This is a genomic window from Subtercola endophyticus (assembly GCF_021044565.1).
Taxonomy (GTDB): domain Bacteria; phylum Actinomycetota; class Actinomycetes; order Actinomycetales; family Microbacteriaceae; genus Subtercola; species Subtercola endophyticus.
Genome location: NZ_CP087997.1, coordinates 1,214,175 through 1,229,185, shown reverse-complemented (window position 1 = coordinate 1,229,185; position 15,011 = coordinate 1,214,175). Strand labels below are relative to the sequence as shown.

The 15,011-nt window shown below is 65.1% G+C and carries 13 protein-coding genes; 1 reads left to right on the top strand and 12 read right to left on the bottom strand.

The features are described 5' to 3' along the window. Nucleotides 1-76: 76 nt before the first annotated feature. The 12 genes from LQ955_RS05845 to thrS all read right to left on the bottom strand — a co-directional run bounded on the left by LQ955_RS05845 (nt 77) and on the right by thrS (nt 13,915). Entirely contained in the window at nt 77-2,332 is a 2,256-nt protein-coding gene (locus tag LQ955_RS05845) for a RelA/SpoT family protein (protein WP_231027244.1), read from the bottom strand. A gap of 95 nt (nt 2,333-2,427) precedes the next feature. Beyond that, nucleotides 2,428-3,453, bottom strand: a complete 1,026-nt coding sequence (secF, locus tag LQ955_RS05840) for a protein translocase subunit SecF (protein ID WP_231027243.1) — start codon at nt 3,451-3,453, stop codon at nt 2,428-2,430. Then, nucleotides 3,453-5,357: a protein translocase subunit SecD gene (gene secD, locus LQ955_RS05835; RefSeq protein ID WP_231027242.1), complete on the bottom strand. Its 1,905-nt coding sequence runs from the start codon at nt 5,355-5,357 to the stop codon at nt 3,453-3,455. The genes secF and secD overlap by 1 nt, the downstream gene beginning before the upstream one ends. Nucleotides 5,358-5,492: 135 nt before the next feature. Then, nucleotides 5,493-5,921, bottom strand: coding sequence for a preprotein translocase subunit YajC (locus LQ955_RS05830; RefSeq protein WP_231027241.1), 429 nt, complete (start codon nt 5,919-5,921; stop codon nt 5,493-5,495). Nucleotides 5,922-5,997: 76 nt separating this feature from the next. Then, a complete protein-coding gene (gene ruvB / locus LQ955_RS05825) occupies nt 5,998-7,077 on the bottom strand; it encodes a Holliday junction branch migration DNA helicase RuvB (RefSeq protein ID WP_231028063.1) in 1,080 nt (359 codons plus the stop codon). A gap of 14 nt (nt 7,078-7,091) precedes the next feature. Further along, nucleotides 7,092-7,718: a Holliday junction branch migration protein RuvA gene (gene ruvA, locus LQ955_RS05820; RefSeq protein ID WP_231027240.1), complete on the bottom strand. Its 627-nt coding sequence runs from the start codon at nt 7,716-7,718 to the stop codon at nt 7,092-7,094. 497 nt (nt 7,719-8,215) lie between these two features. Next, the gene (gene ruvC / locus LQ955_RS05815; protein ID WP_231027239.1) at nt 8,216-8,851 is read right to left on the bottom strand and encodes a crossover junction endodeoxyribonuclease RuvC; all 636 of its coding nucleotides are present in this window, start codon (nt 8,849-8,851) and stop codon (nt 8,216-8,218) included. A gap of 221 nt (nt 8,852-9,072) precedes the next feature. Further along, nucleotides 9,073-9,831: a YebC/PmpR family DNA-binding transcriptional regulator gene (locus LQ955_RS05810; RefSeq protein WP_231027238.1), complete on the bottom strand. Its 759-nt coding sequence runs from the start codon at nt 9,829-9,831 to the stop codon at nt 9,073-9,075. Nucleotides 9,832-9,861: 30 nt separating this feature from the next. Further along, entirely contained in the window at nt 9,862-10,470 is a 609-nt protein-coding gene (pdxT, locus tag LQ955_RS05805) for a pyridoxal 5'-phosphate synthase glutaminase subunit PdxT (RefSeq protein WP_231027237.1), read from the bottom strand. Continuing rightward, a complete protein-coding gene (gene pdxS / locus LQ955_RS05800) occupies nt 10,460-11,362 on the bottom strand; it encodes a pyridoxal 5'-phosphate synthase lyase subunit PdxS (RefSeq protein WP_231027236.1) in 903 nt (300 codons plus the stop codon). Before pdxS ends, pdxT begins: the two co-directional genes overlap by 11 nt. A 13-nt stretch (nt 11,363-11,375) precedes the next feature. Next, complete coding sequence (locus tag LQ955_RS05795) at nt 11,376-11,936, bottom strand: HIT family protein (protein ID WP_231028062.1); 561 nt, start codon at nt 11,934-11,936, stop codon at nt 11,376-11,378. A 56-nt stretch (nt 11,937-11,992) separates the two neighbouring features. Beyond that, nucleotides 11,993-13,915 carry a threonine--tRNA ligase gene (thrS, locus tag LQ955_RS05790; protein WP_231028061.1) on the bottom strand — a complete coding sequence of 641 codons (1,923 nt, stop codon included), beginning with the start codon at nt 13,913-13,915 and terminating at the stop codon, nt 11,993-11,995. A 158-nt stretch (nt 13,916-14,073) separates the two neighbouring features. Here thrS and folP point away from each other — a divergent pair, with 158 nt between their 5' ends. After that, nucleotides 14,074-14,979: a dihydropteroate synthase gene (gene folP, locus LQ955_RS05785; protein WP_231027235.1), complete on the top strand. Its 906-nt coding sequence runs from the start codon at nt 14,074-14,076 to the stop codon at nt 14,977-14,979. The last annotated feature ends 32 nt before the right edge of the window (nt 14,980-15,011 follow it).

Genomic DNA, 15,011 nt, shown 5'->3' with positions numbered 1-15,011 from the left:
TTATCACTCGTCAAGTCGATTCGTGCAGGGCGGGCCTATTCAGTCAAGGCACGGCCCAGGGCGGGGCGTCGCCGGGTCAGCCGCCGCTGACGCGATAGACGTCGTAGACGGCGTCGATGCGGCGAACGGCGTTGAGTACACGGTCGAGGTGCGTGGTGTCGCCCATTTCGAAGACGAAGCGGCTGATGGCGAGACGATCGCGCGAGGTGCTGACGGTCGCCGAGAGAATGTTGACGTGGTGCTCTGAGAGCACCCGCGTGACGTCGGAGAGCAGCCCGGAACGGTCGAGAGCCTCAACCTGGATCTGAACGAGGAAGACGCTCTTCGATGACGGCGCCCATTCGACCTCGATCATGCGCTCGGGCTCCTGCAGCAGCGACTGCACGTTGTGGCAGTCACTCTGGTGCACGGAGACACCAGTGCCACGGGTCACGAATCCCACGATGTCGTCGCCGGGAACGGGCGTGCAGCACTTGGCGAGCTTGACCAGAATGTCGGGGGCCCCACGCACAAGCACGCCCGATTCGCTGTGGGTCGAACGCGGTCGCCGGCTGCCGACGACGACCTCGAGGTCGCTGTCGTCGCTCTCGACTTCGGCCTGCAGTGACTGCAGCACTTTCTCGATGACCGACTGCGTCGAGACGTGTCCCTCGCCGATGGCGGCGTACAGCGCTTCGACGTTGTTGTAACTCAGCTGAGCGGCCACCTCGGTGAAGGCGTCTTGGCTCATCAGCTTCTGCAACGGCAGGTTCTGCTTTCGCATCGCGCGGGCGATCGAGTCGCGACCCTGTTCGATGGCCTCGTCACGGCGTTCTTTCGTGAACCACTGACGAATCTTGTTGCGAGCACGCGGGCTCTGCACGAAGCTCAGCCAGTCCTGGCTGGGCCCAGAGTCGGGATTCTTCGAGGTGAACACCTCGACCACGTCACCCGTCGTCAGCGTGCTCTCGAGCGGCACGAGCCGACCGTTGACCTTCGCCCCCATCGTGCGGTGACCGACCTCGGTGTGCACGGCGTAGGCGAAGTCGACCGGGGTGGCGCCCGCCGGCAGACCGATGACTCGGCCCTTGGGCGTGAAGACGTAGACCTCTTTGGCACCGATCTCGAAGCGCAGCGAGTCGAGGAATTCGCCGGGATCGACGGTCTCGGCTTGCCAGTCGGAAATACGGGCGAGCCACGCCATGTCGGCGTCGCCACGGTCGTCTACCCCGCTGGTCTTGCCCGAGTTGACGCGCTCTTTGTACTTCCAGTGCGCGGCCACACCGAACTCGGCACGTTGGTGCATCTCGTTGGTGCGAATCTGAATCTCGACCGCACGGCCACCCGGCCCGACCACCGTGGTGTGCAGCGACTGGTAGAGGTTGAACTTCGGCGTCGCGATGTAATCCTTGAAGCGGCCCGGCATTGGCGTCCACCGCGCGTGGATCGACCCGAGCACGGCGTAACAGTCGCGCACCGAGTTCACGAGCACACGGATGCCCACCAGGTCGTAGATCTCGTCGAACTCGCGACCGCGCACGATCATCTTCTGGTAGATCGAGTAGTACTGCTTCGGCCGGCCGGCAACCTTGCCGCGAATCTTCGACGACTTCAGGTCTTCGGTGACCAGGTCGATGACCTGCTGCACGTACTCCTCGCGCTGTGGCGTGCGCTGGCGAACGAGATTCTCGATCTCGACATAGAGCTTCGGTGAAAGAACAGCGAAAGACAGGTCTTCGAGCTCCCACTTGATGGCCTGGATGCCCAGCCGATGTGCCAGCGGCGCGTAGATCTCGAGCGTCTCCTGCGCCTTACGCGTCGCGGATTCGGTTGAGACGAAGCCCCAGGTGCGGGCGTTGTGCAGGCGGTCGGCGAGTTTGATGATGAGCACGCGGATGTCTTTCGACATGGCCACGATCATCTTGCGCACCGTTTCGGCCTGCGCGCTTTCGCCGTACTTCACCTTGTCGAGCTTGGTGACGCCATCCACGAGCATGGCCACCTCGTCGCCGAACTCCGCTCGAAGGTCGTCGAGTCGATAGTCGGTGTCTTCGACAGTGTCGTGCAGCAGTGCGGCGGCGACGGCCTTGGTGCCCATGCCGAGCTCGGCCAGAATCTGTGCCACTGCTACCGGATGCGTGATGTAAGGCTCGCCCGAGCGGCGTTTCTGGCCGTCGTGAGCCCGTTCAGCCACCGTGTACGCACGCTCGATGATGCTGAGATCGGCCTTCGGGTGATTGGCCCGTACCGTTCTGATCAGGGTGTCGACGGCGCCAGCGGGCTGGGCGCGAGAGAAGAGGCGCGGCACGAGCCTTCGCAGCGACGCATTGGTCGGTGCAACGGTTTCAGTCATGGGCCGCCTCCGAATTCATTATCGCACTCGGCGGCGTACGCCCACGCGCGTGTTCGCTCTCAGCCCGGGCTCCTGCGCGGCGAATTGCACGCCGGCTAGGCCGAAATGCTTTCGTTCTGCGCAGCGGTGTCTGCCACGGCCGCGTTCTGCGCTCGCACGGCGAGCACCCGGGCATCCTGCTTCTTGATCTTCTGCTCGCTGCTGCGGAACAGTGCGTACATCGGCGAGGCGATGAAGATCGTGGAGTAGGTGCCCACGAAGATACCGATGAGCAGTGCGAGCGAGATGTCGCGCAACGTTCCGGCGCCGAGCACGAAGGCCCCGATGAAGAGAATGGATGCCACGGGCAGCATGGCCACGACCGAGGTGTTCAGCGACCGCACCAGGGTCTGGTTGACGGCGAGGTTCACCGTCTCGCTGAACGTACGTGTCGGTTTCTCGCCCATCTGACGGGTATTCTCGCGGATCTTGTCGAACACTACGACCGTGTCGTAAAGCGAGTAGCCGAGAATCGTCAAGAAGCCGATGACGGCAGCCGGGGTGATTTCGAAGCCGGTTATTCCGTAGATTCCCGCGGTGATGACGAGGTCGTGCAGCAGCGCGATCATCGCTGCGGCCGCCATCTTCCACGTTCGAAAGTAGATGGCCATGAAGATGGCCGCCAGCGCGAGGAAGATCAACAGCCCTCGGATCGCCTGCCCGGTGATGTCTGCACCCCAGGTCGGCCCGATGAAGTTGTAGGTGACGTCTGTCGGAGCGACGTTGTACGCCGCAGCGAGTGCATCTTGAACCTGGCTGCTCTCAGCGTCACTCAGCTGGTCGGTCTGAATTCGCACACCATTCTGGCCGAGCGTGGTCACCGCAGGAACCACAGAGGGATCCACCGACTTGACGGCGTCGATTCCGAGCTGCTGGCTCTGGTCGGCGACTTGCGTGATGGAGAACTGTGAACCACCGCGGAACTCGATGCCGAACACGAACCCGCCGCGCAGGAAGGGCCCGATCACCGAGATCAGAATGAGCACGATCGCGATGCCGAACCACAGCTTCCATCGACCGACGATGTTGAAGGACTTCTTGCCTGTGTAAAGGTCGTTACCCAGGTCGCTCATGCGAGCCATCAGCGCTTCTTTCTCTTCGGCGACGGCTTTCGCACGGGCGGTTTGGGTGTGCTCGGGTTGGGTGTACTCGGAGTGGCTGAGCTCGGAGTGGCTGAGCTCGAATCGGTCGCGGCATCCGAATCGTTGTTCGGGCCGACCGTAGGTGTGGCATCGTCGGCGGGAGCACTGGATGTCACGGGGACGTCGATTTCGGGCGACGTGTCGATTGCGATGTCGGTTTCGGGCGCCTCGGGCGGCGACTCGATGACCAACGTCGACCCGCCGGCAGCGCGGCGCTCGGCGATTGTCTGCCGACGTGCGGCTTCGCGGCTCGACGAGGCCTGCTTGCCGCGCGCGACAGCCGGGGTCGGCGTTTTGAACTGCGCTCGACCGCGATACACAGCACCGAGCTGGCGCGGATCGAGTCCGCTCGCTTTGTGTCCGTCTCGGAAGAAGGGCAGCTCGGCGAGCAGCGTCATGATCGGATGGGTGAACATGATCACGACGACGAGGTCGATGACCGTGGTCATACCGAGGGTGAGGGCGAAGCCCTTCACGCTGCCGACGGCCAAGATGTAAAGCACCACGGCGGCCATCAGGTTGATGAAGTCGGAGGCGAAAATCGTTCGGATCGCCCGCTTCCAGCCCGCCTGAACGGCAGATTCGAGACCTCTGCCATCGCGTAACTCGTCGCGTATTCGCTCGAAGTACACGATGAACGAGTCCGCTGTGATACCGATGGCCACGATAAGACCGGCGACACCGGCGAGCGAGAGCCGGAAGCCGGCTCGCCACGATAAGAGGTCGACGACGAGGAACGTCAGGGTACCGGCGACGACGAGCGAGGCGATGGTCACAGCGCCGAGTACGCGGTACTGCAGAATCGAGTAGCCGACCACCAGGATGAGCCCGATAAGACCGGCGATCAGGCCGCTGATGAGCTGCGTCGAGCCGAGCGTGGCGGAGATGGTGTTCTGGCTCTGCACCGTGAAGCTGATGGGCAGCGCGCCGAACTTCAGCTGATCGGCGAGGGTCTTCGACGTCTCAGCGGTGAAGTTGCCCGAGATCTGCGGCTGGCCGTTGGTGATGACCGCGAGCGTGCGAGGTGCCGAGATGACCTTGCCGTCGAGCACGATGGCGAACTGGTTCTGGGCGCCGGTCAGGCCGGAGAGACGGGTCGTGACGTTGGCGAATTCGCTGGTGCCTTGGTCGTTGAAGAAGATGTTGACGACGTACTGGCCGGTCGAAGCGCCCGAGCTGGTCTGAGCGACACCGCTCGTGGCGTTCGTGACGGTCTCACCCGATACCTCGACGGGGCCGAGGATGTACTTCGCGCCGTCGTCACCACAGGCGACGAGAGGCTGTTCTGCGGGGGCCTGGCCGGCATCCGTGGCTGCTGTCGAAGAGCAGTCGATGTTCAAGAACTGGTCTTCGAGCGCCGGGGTGACCCAGGAGAGATCGCTGGCATTCGTCGGGGAGGCCGTCGGCGTGCTGTCAAGGCCTGGCGTGGGCGTGGTGGTCGGTACGGTCGCCGTGTCGGTCACCAGAACCGGCCGGAACTCGAGCTTCGCCGACGCCTCGATGCGAGCAAGAGTCGCGGCGTCTGGCGTGCCCGGAATCGAAACGACAATGTTCTGGCCGCCCTGGGTGGAGATCTGCGCCTCAGATACGCCGCTGGCGTCGACGCGCTGCCGGATGATCGACACCGCCTGCGACACCTGGTCGTCAGAAACCGTCTGACCCGTCTCGAGCTTCGGCGCGAGAATGATCTCGGTGCCGCCCTCGAGGTCGAGGCCGAGTTTCGGCAGCCATGAACCGCCACCCCAGATCGCCCCTGCAGCGTTGACGCCGGCGAGGGCGATGAAGATGACAAGCAGCCAGACGAGGGTGCGCCTGGCTTTCTTGACGGCGGTTGATTTTGCCACCTGCGAAACTCAGCTTTCTATAACGGCTCCGTGAAACTGTACTGCACCGGTGAGCCGAAAATGAGCACCGGTCAGCTATGGCCGGTCAGGCTGGAAGGCAGAACTGTCGTACGAAGTCGCGAACGGGGTTGAGGACTACTCGCCCGACTTGGTGGAATCGGTGCGGGGCTTGCCGTTCTCATCGAGCGGAACGCCGTTGAGAACAGTACCCGATGTTTCTGCCTTGGTTTCGTGAATACGCTCGCCGAACGCCGGTTCGGTCTCGTCGTCGATGGTCTCGGCGTCGGTGATGGCCTCGGGCTCGTCGGTCGGAACGACACGCGTGACGGTCTGGCGGTGCACCTTGAGCACGTTGCCGGGCGAGGTCTCGAGCAAGATGAAGTTGTTCTCGATGTCGATGGTGCGGATCGTGCCGTACACGCCGAAGTTGGTCATGACGTACGCCCCCTCGGTGATCTTGTTGGTGAGCTCTTCTGCCTCACGCTTGCGCTTGCGGCTGTTGCGCACCATGAAGATGATGAGTACGGCCAAGACGGCCAGCATTATGAGGGTTAACGGGTCCATGAAAAAGTTCGAGCCTTCCAAAAATTGGGGTGCAGACGGCCCCAGCATACTGAGCGGGGCTGAACGTCAGCTTGAATTATAGTTCATCGTCGAACAGCGGCTCGGCGCCGGTCGACGATGGGTGGGCATCCGCTCGCCCGGTGCTGGAGGTGGGGCCGGGGAGGGCGCCGGCGGGCGGCTGAAGCCCGAGGTGCCGCCAGCCCTCGGCGGTGGCCATGCGGCCGCGCGGGGTTCTGATGATGAGACCGATGCGCACGAGAAACGGCTCGACGACCGATTCGATGGTCTCGGACTCCTCGCCGACCGACACGGCGAGCGTATTGAGCCCGACGGGGCCGCCGTTGAACCGCGTGAGCAAGATGTTCATGACCGCTCGGTCGAGCCGGTCGAGACCCAGCTCGTCGACGTCGTAGAGTTCGAGCGCCGATCGCACCACCGCGCGTGTCGCGTCTCCCCCGTGCACCAGGGCATAGTCGCGAACGCGACGCAGCAGACGGTTTGCGATTCGGGGTGTGCCGCGTGACCGCCGGGCGATTTCGATGAGAGCAGACTGTTCGATCGCGAGTTCGAGCAACACTGCGGCGCGGCGCAGAACCTCGACGAGCTCATCGGTGTCGTAGAACTCCAAGTGTGCGGTGAAGCCGAAGCGGTCGCGCAGCGGGTTCGGCAGCAGCCCCGAGCGGGTGGTCGCGCCGACCAGCGTGAAGGGTGCCAGGTCGAGGGGAATGGATGTCGCGCCCGCGCCCTTGCCGACCATGATGTCGATGCGAAAATCTTCCATGGCCAGGTACAACAGCTCCTCGGCGGAGCGCGCCATGCGGTGGATCTCGTCCACGAAGAGCACCTCGCCCGGCACCAGGCTCGACAGCACCGCCGCGAGGTCGCCGGCGTGCTGGATGGCCGGTCCGCTCGACAGCCGCAACGGGCGACCGCTCTCGTGCGCCACGATCATCGCCAGCGTCGTCTTGCCGAGCCCAGGCGGACCGGCGAGCAGAATGTGGTCGGGGGTGCGGTTCTGGATGGTCGCGGCATCCAGCAGCAACTGAAGCTGCCCGCGCACCCGTTGCTGCCCCACGAACTCGGCCAGGCTCTTCGGCCGCAGCGCGCCCTCGAAGGCCACCTCGGCCTCTGAGCCCATCATCTCGGGCTGCAGCAACTCGTCTGCGGGTGTCATCGCGGGCCCGCCGTGCTCTGCCGCGGGCCGAGTTCGGTCAGGGCGCGGCGCAGCACGACCTGCATGTTCTGCGCCTCGTCATCCGCGATGACGGTCAGCACGGTGTCGAGAGCTTCGGATGCACTGCGATCGCTCCAGCCCAGACCCACCAGCGCGACCAGCACGTCGTCGCGCACCGAATTCGCCGAGGCGAACGAGGGCCGGCCCGATGCGGGGCGAGTGTAGGCGGCGACCTTGCCGGTGAGCGATACCACGATGAGTTTCGCCGTCTTCGGGCCGATGCCGGTGACCCGTCGGAACACGGCGTCGTCGTCGGCCGCTACGGCTCGGGCGATCTCGTCGGGTGAGAGCGAGGCGAGCACACCCATGGCCGACTTCGGGCCGACTCCGGTGACGCCGACCAGCAGCGAGAAGATCTCGAGCGACGCGGAGTCGGGAAAACCGAAGAGCGAGAGCGAATCTTCGCGCACGATCATGCTGGTGAGCACGCGGGCCTCTTCGCCCACACGCAGCGACAGCGAGTGTTCGGGCGTCAGCTGCACCTGAAAGCCGACGCCGCCGACCTCGATGACGGCACCCGTGCCGTAAAGGTCGAGTACGGTTCCGCGCAGACTTGAGATCACCCCTCCACCCTACGTGCCCGCCCCGACATTCGAACACATGTTCCCCGGGCGTGGCGTGCCTTTTTGTAGGCCGCCGCGCCGGGATTGGCGAGAAACGGCGGAGATTCGAAGGGTCTACCCGCGTATGCGGGCTGCCGTACCGATTTCTCCGCCGTTTTCGCCGCGGTGCTCCGCGGTCGCCCTGTGCGCGGGGGCGCGGGGGCGCCAGGCGTGGTCGGCGGAACGCGGCGACGACGCTCGTCGCGTTTCGCGGTGGTAGCGGCCAATACTTCGGTGGAGCATCCAGTCGCACTGTGCGTCGTCCCCACCGGGCCCCTCCACCCGCCGCTAGCGGCGCGCGGAGCCTCGGGCCGGCGTGGGCCCAGGGGCGGCGGCGCACCAAAGCGTGGTCGGCGGAACGCGGCGACGACGCTCGTCGCGTTTCGCGGTGGTGGCGGCCAATACTTCGGTCGAGCATCCAGTCGCACTGTGCGCCGCAGCGGCGGCGGCGCACAGAACTAACGCTGCCGCAACCCGCTCCGCTCAGGGCTCGCGGCCTTGGCGGCCTGCTCGGCGGCGAACCAGGCGGCCTGGGCTGAGGTGAGGCGCGCGACGGGCTGCTGGCGGGAGGCGGCGCCACCGTGCAAGTCCGAAGTGGGGGCGGCCGCGGCCAGAGCGCCGAGCGGTGAACGCCAGGCGTGGCAGATGGCGAGGGCCAGGGCATCCGCTGCGTCTGCCGGCTTCGGGATGACCTCGAGCCGCAGGATCTTCGCGACCATCGTGCCGACCTGCTTCTTGTCGGCCTGGCCGTAGCCGGTGACGGCGGCCTTGACCTCGGTCGGTGTGTGCATGCCGATCGGCAGCTTTCGTTTGACAGCCGCGAGCATGGCGATGCCACTCACCTGAGCGGTGCCCATCACCGTGCTCACGTTGGTGTCGGCGAACACCCGCTCGAGGGCGACGCGTTGCGGCTTGAACTCGTCGAGTAGCCGTTCGAGGCCGTCGCTGATGGTCAGCAGGCGCGTCTCGTGCTGCTCACCGGCGGGAGTGCGGATGACCGTGACATGCACGAGCGTGGCGCGCCGGTTCTGCGACACATCGACGATGCCGACTCCGCAGCGGGTCAGCCCTGGGTCGATCCCTAATACGCGCACGTCGCAAATCTACCTGGCCCCGAATACGAACTCCCTCGCGCCCGGCTGCGTGTCTCGCGCCTTGACGCGGTGGTTCGGCGCCTCTGCGGTAGTTCGAACCACCGCGCGTGCGCCAAATCGCCGCCCGTGCGCCGAACCACTGCGCGTGCGCCAAATCACCGCGCGTGCGCCAAACTACCGCGCATGCGCCAGACTACCGCGCGGTGCGGGAGCGGCGCGGGTCAGTCTTCTTCGAGCTCGGCCTGCACCTCGGGGGTGAGGTCGAAGTTGGAGTAGACGTTCTGCACGTCGTCGTTGTCTTCGAGCGCATCGATGAGACGGAACACCTTGCGCGCCGTCTCGGCGTCGACCTCGATCTTGAGGGTGGGCACGAACTCGATGTCGGCCGACTCGTAGTCGATACCGGCGTCTTGCAACGCGGTGCGGTTCGCCACCAGGTCGGAGGGGTCGGTCAGCACCTCGAACTCGGGCCCGTGGTCGATGACCTCTTCGGCGCCCGAATCGAGCACCGCCAGCATGACGTCGTCTTCGCTCAGCGTCGGGGTGTGCTCAACCTTGATGACACCCTTGCGGTGAAAGTTGTACGCCACGCTGCCCGGGTCGCCCATGGTGCCGCCGTTACGCGACACGATCGCCCGAACATCCGCAGCCGCGCGGTTCTTGTTGTCGGTGAGGCACTCGATGAGCATCGCCACGCCGTTGGCCGCGTAGCCCTCGTACATGATGGTCTGGTAGTCGATGGCCTCTGAGCCCACGCCCGCGCCGCGCTTCACCGCGCGGTCGATGAGGTCTTTCGGCACAGACGTCTTCTTCGCCTTCTGAATGGCGTCGACGAGGGTGGGGTTACCCGAGAGGTCAGCACCACCGAGCTTCGCAGCCACCTCGATGTTCTTGATGAGCTTGGCGAACGACTTCGCACGACGGGCGTCGGTGACGGCCTTCTGGTGCTTGGTGGTGGCCCATTTGGAATGACCTGACATGGTGATCTCCTTGAAAATTCTCCGCCTAGCCTAACCGAACTGCGTGCTGAGCACCCGGTCGTAGAAACGGCGATGAAAACGGTGGTCGTCGGTCATCTCAGGGTGAAACGACGTTCCGAGCAGGTTGTCTTGCTCGACGGCGATCACTCGCCCGTCGTCGAGCGCTCCCAGAACGGATGCCCGCTCCCCCACCCGCTCGACAACCGGAGCCCTGATGAACACGGCGTGCACGGGCGGCTCGCCGAGCTCGGGGATGTCGATCTCGACCTCGAACGACTCTTTCTGGGTACCGAACGCGTTGCGGCGCACGGCGATGTCGAGGCCGCCGAAGCTCTGCTGGCCCTGGATTCCGTCGAGCACGGTGTCGGCGAGCATGATGAGCCCTGCACACGTGCCGTACACGGGCAGGCCGGCGGCGATGGCCTCTTTCAGCGGGTCGGCGAGCCCGAACATACGCGACAGCTTGTCGATGACGCTCGACTCGCCGCCGGGGATGACGAGCCCAGAGACTTGTGCCAGTTCGGAGGGCCGCCGCACCGTGATGACGTCGGCGCCGAACGACTTCAGTACGGCGACGTGCTCGCGAAAGTCCCCTTGAAGGGCAAGGACACCGACAGGGCGCGCGGCGTTACCAGCCACGCTCAGAGAGGCGGTGCGGCGCAGCCAGATCGGAGACGTTGATGCCGACCATCGCCTCGCCGAGCCCACGCGATGCCTCGGCGATGACCGCCGGGTCGTCGTAGAACGTCGTCGCCTTCACGATGGCCGCCGCGCGCTTCGCCGGGTCGCCCGACTTGAACACGCCCGAGCCGACGAACACGCCGTCGGCGCCGAGCTGCATCATCATCGCAGCGTCGGCCGGGGTGGCCACGCCGCCCGCAGTGAACAACACGACGGGGAGCTTGCCCGTCTCGGCGATCTCGACGACGAGCTCGTACGGGGCCTGAAGTTCTTTCGCGGCGACGTATAGTTCGTCGGGTGCCATCGAGCTCAGCGCGCGGATCTCGCCCGAGATCTTGCGAATGTGCTTGGTCGCCTCAGAGACATCGCCGGTACCGGCCTCACCCTTGGAACGGATCATGGCTGCACCCTCGTTGATGCGCCGTAGCGCCTCGCCGAGGTTGGTCGCACCGCACACGAAAGGAATGGTGAAGTTCCACTTGTCGATGTGGTTCACGTAGTCGGCGGGTGAAAGCACCTCGGACTCGTCGATGTAGTCGACGTCGAGCGCCTGCAGAATCTGCGCCTCGACGAAATGACCGATGCGCGCCTTGGCCATCACCGGGATCGACACGGCCTTCTGAATGCCCTCGATGAGGTCGGGGTCGCTCATGCGCGCAACGCCGCCCTGCGAACGGATGTCGGCCGGCACGCGCTCCAGCGCCATCACGGCGACAGCCCCGGCGTCTTCGGCGATGCGGGCCTGCTCGGCGTTGACGACGTCCATGATGACGCCGCCCTTCAGCATTTCGGCGAGGCCGCGCTTGACTCGGCTCGAGCCGACGGAGGTGGTGGGGGTGGAGTCAGTCATAGTGCTTTCTATTCTATTCGGTGTGCGCCAGCGGCCAGGCGGCGGCAATGGATGCCCGAACCTCACCCAGCAGCTGCGGAAGTGCCTTGGTCTTGGCGATGATCGGAAAGAAGTTCGCGTCGGTCGCCCAGCGCGGAACGATGTGCTGATGCAGGTGATCGGCGATGCCGGCACCGGCGATGCGGCCCTGGTTCATGCCGATGTTGAAGCCGTCGCTCTTCGACACTTGGCGTACCACCCGCATTGCGGTCTGCGTCAGCGTAGCGATCTCGTCGGTCTCTTCGGGCGTGGCCTGGTCATAGAGCGAAACATGCCGGTAGGGGCATACCAGCAGGTGACCGCTGTTATACGGAAACAGGTTCAGCAGCACATACGCGTGCGTTCCGCGAGCGACGATGAGGGCATCCTCGTCTGACATCGACGGGGCGATGCAGAACGGGCACTGCTCTTCGTGTGGCTGCGTTCCGTTCTGGATGTACACCATGCGGTGCGGGGTCCAGAGTCGCTGGAACTCGTCGGGCACCCCGGCCAGGTGGCTCGAATCGGTGATCTCGACGCCTTCGAAGTCGGGGATGCCGGGGGCGAGGGGATCCGCGCCGCCAGATGCGCCCTCAGAGGGTTCGGGCGGCACTAGATCTGGCCCGCCGTGGTGACCTGCACCTTGTTCTCGATGGAGGCGACGATTCGGTCGATAGCGTCATCGATGGAGACACCGTTCTCTTGCGTGCCGTCGCGGAACCGAAAGCTCACGGTACCCGCACTTCGATCTTCGTCACCGGCGATGAGCAGGAAGGGCACCTTCTCTTTCGTGTGCGTGCGGATCTTCTTCTGCATACGGTCGTCGGAGTAGTCGAGCTGAGCCCGCACGCCGCGCGCTTTGAGCCGGTCGATGACCGGCTGAAGGTAGTCGACGTACTGCTCGGCGATCGGGATGCCCACCACCTGCACCGGCGACAGCCACACCGGGAACGCCCCGGCGTAGTGCTCGGTGAGGATGGCGAAGAATCGCTCGATCGACCCGAACAGCGCGCGGTGGATCATCACCGGGCGGTGCTTCTCGCCGTCGGGCCCGGTGTACTCGAGCTCGAACCTCTCGGGCTGGTTGAAGTCGAGCTGGATGGTCGACATCTGCCAGGTGCGCCCGATGGCGTCGCGCGCCTGCACCGAGATCTTCGGGCCGTAGAACGCCGCTCCCCCGGGGTCGGGCACGAGCTCGAGCCCGGACTCGAGAGCGACCTCGCGTAGGGTCTCGGTCGCCGAATCCCACAGCTCGTCGGGGCCCAAGAACTTGGGGTTGGTGGCGTCGCGCGTCGACAGCTCGAGGTAGAAGTCGTCGAGACCGTAATCCTTCAGCAGCGCGAGCACGAACTTCAGAATCGAGGTGAGCTCGGGCTTCACCTGGTCGGCCGTGGTGTAGATGTGCGAGTCGTCTTGCGTCATTCCACGCACGCGGGTGAGGCCCTGCAGGGTGCCGCTCTTCTCGTAGCGGTACACCGACCCGAACTCGAACAGCCGCAGCGGCAGTTCGCGGTACGACCGGCCGCGGGCCCGGAAGATGAGGTTGTGGTACGGGCAGTTCATGGGCTTGAGGTAGTAGTCCTGGCCCTGCCGGGTGATGTTGCCTTCGGCGTCGCGCTCCTCGTCGAGGTGCATCGGGGGGAACATGCCCTCCGAGTACCACTGCAGGTGCCCGCTCGTCATGAACAGGTTCGCCTTGGTGATGTGCGGCGTGTTGACGAAGTCGTACCCGGCCTCGGTGTGCCGCTGCCGCGAGTACCCCTCGAGCTCCTGGCGAATGATGCCGCCCTTGGGGTGGAATACCGCGAGCCCCGACCCGATCTCTTCGGGAAACGAGAACAGGTCGAGCTCGGCGCCGATGCGACGGTGGTCACGCTTCGCCGCTTCTTCGACACGCGCCTGGTAGGCGCGCAGTTCGTCTTTCGACGGCCACGCCGTGCCATAGATGCGCTGCAGCTGCGGGTTCTTCTCCGACCCGCGCCAATACGCGGCCGCGAGACGGGTGAGCGCGAAGCCGTTGCCGATCATGCGGGTATTGGGCAGGTGCGGCCCACGGCAGAGGTCTTTCCAGACCGTCTCGCCCGTTTTCGGGTCGACGTTGTCGTAGATGGTGAGTTCTGCGCCGCCGACCTCGACCGACTCGTCTTCAGCGGTCGAGCCGCCCTTGATGCCGATGAGCTCGAGCTTGTAGGGCTCGTCCGCCAACTCGGCTCGCGCCTCGTCGTCGGTGACGACCCGGCGCACAAAGCGCTGGCCCTGGCGGATGATGCGTTCCATCGCCTTTTCGAGCGTCTTCAGGTCGTCGGGGGTGAACGCGGTGGTCACGTCGAAGTCGTAGTAGAACCCGTCGGTGACGGGCGGCCCGATACCGAGCTTGGCCTCCGGGTTGATCGACTGCACCGCCTGCGCCATGACGTGCGTTGCGGAGTGCCGCAGAATGTTCAGACCGTCGGGTGACGAAATCGGAACCGGCTCCACGAAGTCGCCGGGGATCACCGTCGTCGCGAGGTCTCGCAGTTCGCCGTTGACCTTCATGGCCACGATCGTTCGGTCGGTGAACAGTTCGAATCCGGTGAATTCGGCCTCGACCTGGATGATGTCACTCACGTACCGTGTACTCCCTGCAGTTGGTTTCAGACGCTTCAACTTTAGTGCCGCTATAAACTTGGCCAGACCGCGAATGGAGTAGCTGGGTGGAGACTGAAGTATCGCAGAGCATCCAGCTGCCCTCGATAACGCATCCTGTGCGCATCATCGGCTCTCGCACCTTCGACTTCTCGCGGCAGATCGCCGTGATGGCGATCGTCAATCGCACCCCCGATTCGTTCTACGACCAGGGCCGCACGTTCGCGCTCGACCGGGCGGTCGAGGCGGCGGTGCAGGCCGCGAATGACGGAGCCGACTGGGTCGACATCGGCGGTGTTCCCTTCGCTCCGGGCCCGGAGTTGCCGCTGGTTGAGGAGCTCGACCGGGTGATTCCGGTGATCGAAGCACTCGCCGCCGAGAGCGATGTCGTGATCTCGGTCGATACGTTCAGGCCCGAGGTGGCCGAAGCGGCGATCGCTGCCGGTGCTGCGGTCATCAACGACACCACGGGCATCCATGACCCCCGGCTGGCCGACGTGGTGGCCGACAGCGCCGCGAGCCTGGTGATCACGCACAGCCTCGCCGCCCCGCGGCAACCGTACCCGAAGCCGCGCTACGCAGACGTGGCGGGCGACGTGACAGCGTTTCTGGCCGACCGAATCGACCTGGCACGCGCGCACGGTGTGCCCGACGAGCGCATCATCGTCGACCCGGGGCACGATCTGAACAAGAACACCCGGCAGACGCTCGAGCTGACGCGGCGCTTCGGTGAGGTCGTCGCGCTCGGTTTTCCGACCCTGGCGGCGGTCTCGAACAAAGACTTCATCGGCGAGACCCTCGGTCGCGACAAGGCCGATCGGCTCGCCGGCTCGCTCGCCGCCGCGACGGTCAGCGCGCTGCTCGGTGCCCGCATCGTGCGTATGCACGATGTCACCGCCGCGGTCGACGCGATGCACATGGTCGAGGCGATTCTCGGCTGGCGCGAACCCGCTTACGCTGTTCACAACGTGTGAGCCTGCACGTTCGTCGAGCCGCGCTGGAGAAC